Source organism: Tenacibaculum piscium (assembly GCF_021390715.1).
Lineage (GTDB): Bacteria > Bacteroidota > Bacteroidia > Flavobacteriales > Flavobacteriaceae > Polaribacter > Polaribacter piscius.
This window is the reverse complement of the sequence record NZ_JAJGWT010000021.1, coordinates 1-6649: the sequence shown is the minus strand read 5'-3', so window position 1 is coordinate 6649 and position 6649 is coordinate 1. Positions and strand designations below refer to the sequence as shown.

General features: G+C 35.0%; 8 protein-coding genes. 3 read left to right on the top strand and 5 right to left on the bottom strand.

Features of this window, described 5'->3' with window-relative positions; genetic code table 11:
- The 5 genes from L0U77_RS11610 to L0U77_RS11590 all read right to left on the bottom strand — a co-directional run.
- On the bottom strand, positions 1-388 hold a 388-nt coding region (locus tag L0U77_RS11610; RefSeq protein ID WP_233901242.1), incomplete at its 3' end, for a hypothetical protein.
- A gap of 1 nt (position 389) precedes the next feature.
- Positions 390-1628 (bottom strand): DUF2586 family protein, encoded by a 1239-nt coding sequence (locus tag L0U77_RS11605; protein WP_233901241.1) that lies wholly within the window; start codon positions 1626-1628, stop codon positions 390-392.
- Complete coding sequence (locus L0U77_RS11600; protein WP_233901240.1) at positions 1629-1976, bottom strand: hypothetical protein; 348 nt, start codon at positions 1974-1976, stop codon at positions 1629-1631. It abuts the gene before it with no gap.
- Positions 1977-1990: 14 nt separating this feature from the next.
- Positions 1991-2908, bottom strand: a complete 918-nt coding sequence (locus tag L0U77_RS11595) for a hypothetical protein (protein WP_058884442.1) — start codon at positions 2906-2908, stop codon at positions 1991-1993.
- On the bottom strand, positions 2908-3996 hold the full coding sequence (locus L0U77_RS11590; RefSeq protein ID WP_159459585.1) for a Clp protease ClpP: 1089 nt from the start codon (positions 3994-3996) through the stop codon (positions 2908-2910). Before L0U77_RS11590 ends, L0U77_RS11595 begins: the two co-directional genes overlap by 1 nt.
- A gap of 140 nt (positions 3997-4136) precedes the next feature.
- Here L0U77_RS11590 and L0U77_RS11585 point away from each other — a divergent pair, with 140 nt between their 5' ends.
- Genes L0U77_RS11585 through L0U77_RS11575 form a run of 3 tightly spaced genes read left to right on the top strand, consistent with a single transcriptional unit; the run spans position 4137 to position 6591 of the window.
- Positions 4137-4583 (top strand): helix-turn-helix domain-containing protein, encoded by a 447-nt coding sequence (locus L0U77_RS11585; protein WP_101903563.1) that lies wholly within the window; start codon positions 4137-4139, stop codon positions 4581-4583.
- A complete protein-coding gene (locus L0U77_RS11580; RefSeq protein WP_233901239.1) occupies positions 4583-6166 on the top strand; it encodes a hypothetical protein in 1584 nt (527 codons plus the stop codon). The genes L0U77_RS11585 and L0U77_RS11580 overlap by 1 nt, the downstream gene beginning before the upstream one ends.
- Positions 6166-6591, top strand: coding sequence for a phage protein Gp36 family protein (locus tag L0U77_RS11575; protein WP_058884439.1), 426 nt, complete (start codon positions 6166-6168; stop codon positions 6589-6591). Before L0U77_RS11580 ends, L0U77_RS11575 begins: the two co-directional genes overlap by 1 nt.
- The last annotated feature ends 58 nt before the right edge of the window (positions 6592-6649 follow it).

The window sequence follows — 6649 nt, the reverse complement described above, 5'->3', positions numbered from 1 at the left end:
AAGCAAATAAATCGTAATCTTTTACCAGCCCCATGTCGCCAGATACTTCACGACCTTCATTTTGAAATTTCGCCAAAATAGTATCCACAATTATAATATTGAACTCATTGACAAACTCTACGGTAATCAAAAAAGGCTTGATATTCATAATACTTCCTTTTGAGGCAGTTTCAAAAGGAGTTATATCGTGCATCATTATAGCTATTGATGCGTTTGGTTTTATTTTACCGTGTGACCATGAAGTCGGATTTGCCCCTAATGAATAATTCAATTGATTTTCCTGTTCGTTTCCGTAGGTAATTTTAGTTACTTCTAAAGGAACTCCATTTAATTGAACTTTTACGTCGGCAGAATCGTATGCTTTTCCGTTTCTTGTAACTTTTGACATTTTACGCTTGTGTTTTTAAATTAATAGTTCCTTTTATTTCACCAATTGCTCCTTTAGGAACTAAAACAAAGGAAACCTTCAACTCTTTAGAAACAATTAAATCACTGTCTTTATCAACAAAGGTTTTACCAAATGTAATTTCGCTACGTTGCTCCATATCTTCAAAAACTTTGTCGCCAATATCTTCTAAGGCAACAACAACTCCAGGAGGAATTTTACCCGTATCTTTATTGACCACCCAATCTGTTTTTACCTTAGGTAAATATGCCGTTCGCAAACCTCTTACAGCTTTATCTAAAACACGCCCATAAGCAATAGTATGCTCATTAACTTTGTTGTTTGCATCTACAATAATAGGCGTACAAGTGTGGTCGTTATTTATACGAACACCCGCCATACCTGTATATTCTAAACCAAAAAGATAGCCTTTGGTTTCAAGGGTTTGCAGGTCCTCAAAAATTTCATCATTTTGTGTATGTGATGATAAACCAGGTTCTAGCCAAGCATCTTTTGTGGCATCGGTAATATTGAATTTTTCATTATTACCAACATTTTCATTTACTTTCGCCTTGGCACAAATACCTAATAAACTACCGACATCTGCAAAATGTTTACTTGCCTGTTTCTTTGCATAATTATAATCTTGACCAATAAATACAGAAACTTTTGTTGCGTTAAGATTTGCTATTTCTCTTAAATTAGCCATACTAGCGGCATTATTTCCACAGTTATATCCCTCTAAAAACACTTGACAAGGCATGTGGTTATTGTAAGCCCATAAAGCTAATCCTTGAGCTTTTGGAATTGCGCTATACACATTTTCTGGCATTCCATTTAACATGGTATATTGACCAGGTTCATTATAGGCAACGGCTATTTGTTTAATTTTTCCTTTCGCAAAAGCTAACATTCTTTTAGCCTGTTCTTCACAAATAGAGCTCATTGTTCTTAATCCACTTTCCACAACCATTAGGTACAATTCAGTACCATCTCCAGCGTTTCGGTAAAATTCTTTTAGGTGCCTATGTAAAATTGTGTTTTTCGTAGTATCGAAAGTTTCCGTAATTCCTAAAGATTCGACATCTTTCATGTTGTAAACTACTTTAGGGCTATCGAAACCAAGTGGTGTAGGAGCGGAAACCGCCCCTACAATTATTCCACTTACAGAATCTGCACCCCCCAGTACATTTGCACCCTGTTGTCCTTTTTTTATACTTACACCATTTATATTCGACATCATTTAATTGGCTTTAGTACTATCTTTATTATCTGCTTCTTTTAAAGCTTTTTCTTCAGCTTCCTTTTCGGCATCTTCTAAGGCTTGCTGTTCTGATTCTTTTTGTGCTTTTTCTTCAGCTTCCTTTTGGACATCTTCTAAGGCTTGCTGTTCTGCCTCCTTTTCAGCCTGTTTTTGCGTAGGAGAAACTACTTTTCTCTTTACAACTTCTAATTTTTCACCTGCTTTAAGACTATTATCGCCCAAGTATTTTTCTGTAAAAAATTCGCCTTTTGGGTTGATGTAAACGGCTTCGGCATCTTGGAACTTGCCTAATATTTCGTGGGCTTGTTTTCTTTGTTCTCTTGTCATCACTTTAAAAGAATTTACTCGTTAGCACTTACAATTGCACCAAAACCGTGCTCTTGCTTTTTGTCACATAAACCGTAAGAATGCAATCTAAACTCACTTGTCGGATTCGCATTTCGTGTATCTGTATTCATTGGTTTGAATAAAGTTTGTACACTTTCAATATGATATACCGTATTTGGCGCATAATAAAACACAGACCCTTTTTGGTCGGTAGCACCAACTACTGCTCCTTGAGATTTTAACGCTCCTGATGCGTCGTAATAAACAGAACTATTATTCTCAAAAAACTTCAAATTAAAGAAGCGTTCGATAGCACCTGTTTTTGGGTTGATAATTAAATCACGATAATTGTTTGTTGCGCCTCTATCGTGTAATAAATCTGACTTGTGGTGGTCGCATAAAATCATGTGCCAAGCTGATTTATCTGTAAGATTCAAACCTTCTAATAGCACTAAATAATCAACTAAATCTGTATAAGTTAAACGTTTTCTTCCGTTAATTACAGCGCCCGTAGTTCTTAAAATTGGCATTTTACCAGCAACATGTTTTTCTGGTGCTAATTTGTGCATCGCATAATCACGAACACCAATTTTAAAAGATTCGGAATGTTTCACTCTAATAGCTGCATCTTTATCAAAAGCCATTGCTCTTAATTCTGCATCTGTAACTTGCGTCAAATCCGTATCTAATTTGTCCCAGTTTACCAATCCTTTTTTACCAGTCATTGATTGTGGCGTAAAAGCATCTCCTTTATTTATATGAAAACCAACGTTATTGATTAACTTATTAAATTTGATACCGTCCTTGTCAATTGCGGCAGGATTTGGGCGTTTAAGAGTTCCGATAAAATCATCGTTGAAATTTTTAAACTCCTCTAATAATTGTGGCTCAACATACTGTTCTAACCATATTCCATCTACTAATGCTGGCATTATTTATTGTATTTAGCGTTAAACATTTTATCATACTCCGCAGGGCTTTTTTCTGCTAGTTTTTCCAATCCTTTTGGATCTTCTTTTTGCCATTTGTCAAAATCCCAAGTAGCACGAGTTTCAGGTTGCCCAGAACTACCGTTTTGAATTGCATCTGCAATATTTGGAGCGGCATTATTTTTTGGAGATTTTAGCACAATTCTTAAAGCTTCAACACCTGCTGATTCTCCTATTTTAGCGTAAACTTCTCTTTGCGTAGCATCGAATAGTTTATCCTTTTCGGCAGTATCTAAAAGGGCTTTTATTTCACCTTTTTTATAATCCGCCAAGGCAGTTTCAGCAACTTTACGAGCTTGTATTTCTGTTTGTAATTGAGCTTGTACCGCCGTTATAATAGCAGTATCTGAACTTTGTGCAGTAACTTCCGATAAGCCCAAAGCCGTAATCAGTGGTTGTTTCATATTCGTTTTTTTTATCGTATTTGTTTTATTAATTGGTGTGGTTAACAAGGCTGCATATCTACTAGATACTTCTGAAATTTGTAAAGCGGTAGGGTCTTCAATAACTACTGGAAGTTTTACAACCGCAGGAATTATTTTAGATACCAAGCCTAAAGCCAAGCATTTTTCGGCATCAAACCAGTTATCACCAACTAACCATAATTTTACTTTTGCTTCTGGTAAACCTGTTTTTGCAACTAACTTTCTTACAAAATCTTTTTCCATTGACCGCAATAAGTCAACTTCTTTTTGAATTACATCGGCAGTACCACGAGGGTTTGCCGATGGCGCATGAATCATTAAATATCCATTATCTACTATTTCAACATTTTCAATAGCTGTTGTGGCTATAGCTCCCATACTAGCGGCAATTCCATCAACCACAAGCTTGCTAACTTTTGTTGATTTATTTAGACCATTAAAAATGAAATTTCCCGCAAAAACATCGCCACCAACAGTATGCAGATGTACTTCTACATCGTCATATTCAGCTTCTATTCTGTTTAGGCATGAAACAAAATATTCGCCATCACCATTCCAAATTCTGCCGTATGCTTGTAGTTTATTTCCAAGGGTTCTTATAATCATTTTAACGGATGTTTTTACCTGATTTTTTGGCAAACATAAAGCTGTAATATGGATATAAAAACTACTTAAGTAATCGTTGCAATACACTGAAAATAAGTAGTTTGTTTTTTTGATTTTTGTTATAAAACACATAATAATCAATGGCTAAAAGAACAAATAATGAACCTATAAGAGCAATCGCACAACGAATGTTCGTGGAGGAAGGACTCAACGCAAAAGCCATTGCCATTGCGTTGGATAAAACAGAACAAACTATCGGAAGGTGGCGTAAAGGTTTTGGTGATAATCCTATTAATTGGGATGAAGAACGAAAACAGTTTTTAGCAACGCCTCATAATATTCGCAAATTAATTGCCAAAGAACTTTCTCAACTTGTAGAAGGAAAAAAAGCCGAGCTAGATATGAAAGCAATTCAGGCGGCTATTAAGGCTTTGCAAGATATGGCAGATGAAACTTCCGTAGAAGTTGTATATACGGTATTCAAAGAGTTTGATAACTGGATGGCGGAGCAAGAACCCGAAATTGCAATTAGCTTTTTAGAATGGCATAAAAATTATTTATTACACAAAGCACAACAAACATCATAATGAGCGCTATCGGATTAAATACAGCAATGGAAAAGTTGCTAAAAAGTTATGATGCTCACTGTAAATCAGTAGAGCAATCTACTTTTATAGACCTTAACCAAACACCAGCCGAACGTAGAAATAAAATAAAAGCCTTAGAAAAAAACTATATTGCTTGGTTTGCCGAAATGTTTCCGCAATACGCAAAAGTTGAAAGTGCTTGGTTTCATAAAAAGATAGCAAAGCTTTTAATAGATAATGATGTTTGTAATTTACTAGCTGAAATATATCGGTCTGGAGCAAAATCAGTGCATTTATGTATGGGTATTCCGTTGTATTTGTACGTTACTAAACGAATGAAATTTATGCTTTTAGTTGGGCAAACCGAACCAAAGGCAAAAAAACTAATTTCAGATATTCAAAGTCAATTAACGCACAATCGTAGATTTTTACATTATTACGGTAAAAAATTTAAGTTTGGCGATTGGGCTTCTGGTGATTTTACCACAACCGATGACGTTAAATTTATCGCCATGGGTATTGGTCAATCGCCTCGTGGTTTACGTGAAGGAAATGAACGACCTGATTATATTGTTGTTGATGATGTAGATACAAAAGAACGCTGTTATAATGATGTTCGAAGTCAAAAAGCAGCCGAATGGGTTTGGGAAGATTTAAAGGGAACTTTTGATGAAGGTGGTAAATTTCAACGCTTTGTAGTTGCTAATAATAACTTTCACAAAAATACTGTAATCAATCAGCTAAAAGCAGATTTTACGCTAAATAATAAAAAGGCAAAGGAGTTTGGTTTTAAGAAAAAACACTTTGTAGTAACCGTAAATGCCGTTAAAAACTTAACGACTTTCGAGCCTAATTGGCCCGCAAAAACAAGTGCAGAATATTGGCGTGAAAAATACCATTCTACGCCGCATCGTTCTTTTATGCGTGAATATATGCACAAGCATATTGTGGAAGGTGCTATTTTTAAAAATGAATATATCAGTTATAAAAATAGATTAAAATACAGCCAATATGATGCTTTATGTTTTTATGGCGATTTATCGTACAAAGATGCAGGAGATTTTAAAGCCATGGTATTCGTTGGAAAAAAAGGACGTGAATTTCATTTATTAGATTGCTTTGTTAGGCAAACATCTCGATACAATGTAGCAAAATGGTTATATGAAAAGGTAGAAGATGAAAATTTACTTCAATACAATATTCAATATATGATTGAAGGGCTTTTTGCTCAAGATGAATTTGTAAGTGATTTTGATGCCGTTGGTGATGAAATGGGCTGGTATGTTCCTGTTGTTGCTGATAACAAAAGTAAAAGCGGAAAGTTTGATCGTGTAGAAAGTATGGCAGGGTATTTTGAGCGTAAAAATGTATTTTTTAATGCTAAAATAAAAGATACTATTGATTGCCTTGAATTACTAGACCAATTATTAGCCTTTCAAAAAGGAAGTGGCGTGCATGATGATGCGCCAGATAGTTTACAATCTGCAATTGCAAAATTAAACACGTCCGCTTTTATTAATTCAACACCTCCAAGAACTACCAGCCGAAAAGAATTAATCAAAAAACAAAAAAACAGATTTTAATGGCATTTATAACTGATGACGATTATACCGTTTTGGTACGTAACGAGGTAAAAGAAATTTTACTTGAAAATTATTCTGAAACAAAATTAAGAGGTGCCGAACAAATGGCATTGGCACAAATTAGAAACTATTTAGCAGGTAAATACGACGTAAACGAAATATTTAGTCAAGTAGCTGAAGCTCGAAATAGTCATATTTTAATGCTCGTATTGGATTGCGCCTTGTATCATTTATACACAAGTACTGTACCTCGAAGCATGCCCGATATTCGTTCGGCTCGTTATCAAGATGCTATTGATTGGCTTAAACTTGTAGCTTCTGGAGATACCACCGCAGATTTGCCAAAAAAAACAAATGAAGAAGGGGAAGTTTTACAGGGCATAAAATTTACATCAAAACACAAACCCGAAAACCATCGTTGGTAAAAACAATATTTAAAACGGCTTTAAAAGCTATTTAAAAAGAAAGAAAATGAAAGTATTA

Bases quoted from the DNA above. Each gene is read 5' to 3' on its own strand.
- L0U77_RS11590 (WP_159459585.1), bottom strand. From the start codon at position 3,996: ATGATTATAAGAACCCTTGGAAATAAACTACAAGCATACGGCAGAATT.
- L0U77_RS11575 (WP_058884439.1), top strand. From the start codon at position 6,166: ATGGCATTTATAACTGATGACGATTATACCGTTTTGGTACGTAACGAG.
- L0U77_RS11595 (WP_058884442.1), bottom strand. From the start codon at position 2,908: ATGCCAGCATTAGTAGATGGAATATGGTTAGAACAGTATGTTGAGCCA.
- L0U77_RS11580 (WP_233901239.1), top strand. From the start codon at position 4,583: ATGAGCGCTATCGGATTAAATACAGCAATGGAAAAGTTGCTAAAAAGT.
- L0U77_RS11585 (WP_101903563.1), top strand. From the start codon at position 4,137: ATGGCTAAAAGAACAAATAATGAACCTATAAGAGCAATCGCACAACGA.
- L0U77_RS11600 (WP_233901240.1), bottom strand. From the start codon at position 1,976: ATGACAAGAGAACAAAGAAAACAAGCCCACGAAATATTAGGCAAGTTC.
- L0U77_RS11605 (WP_233901241.1), bottom strand. From the start codon at position 1,628: ATGATGTCGAATATAAATGGTGTAAGTATAAAAAAAGGACAACAGGGT.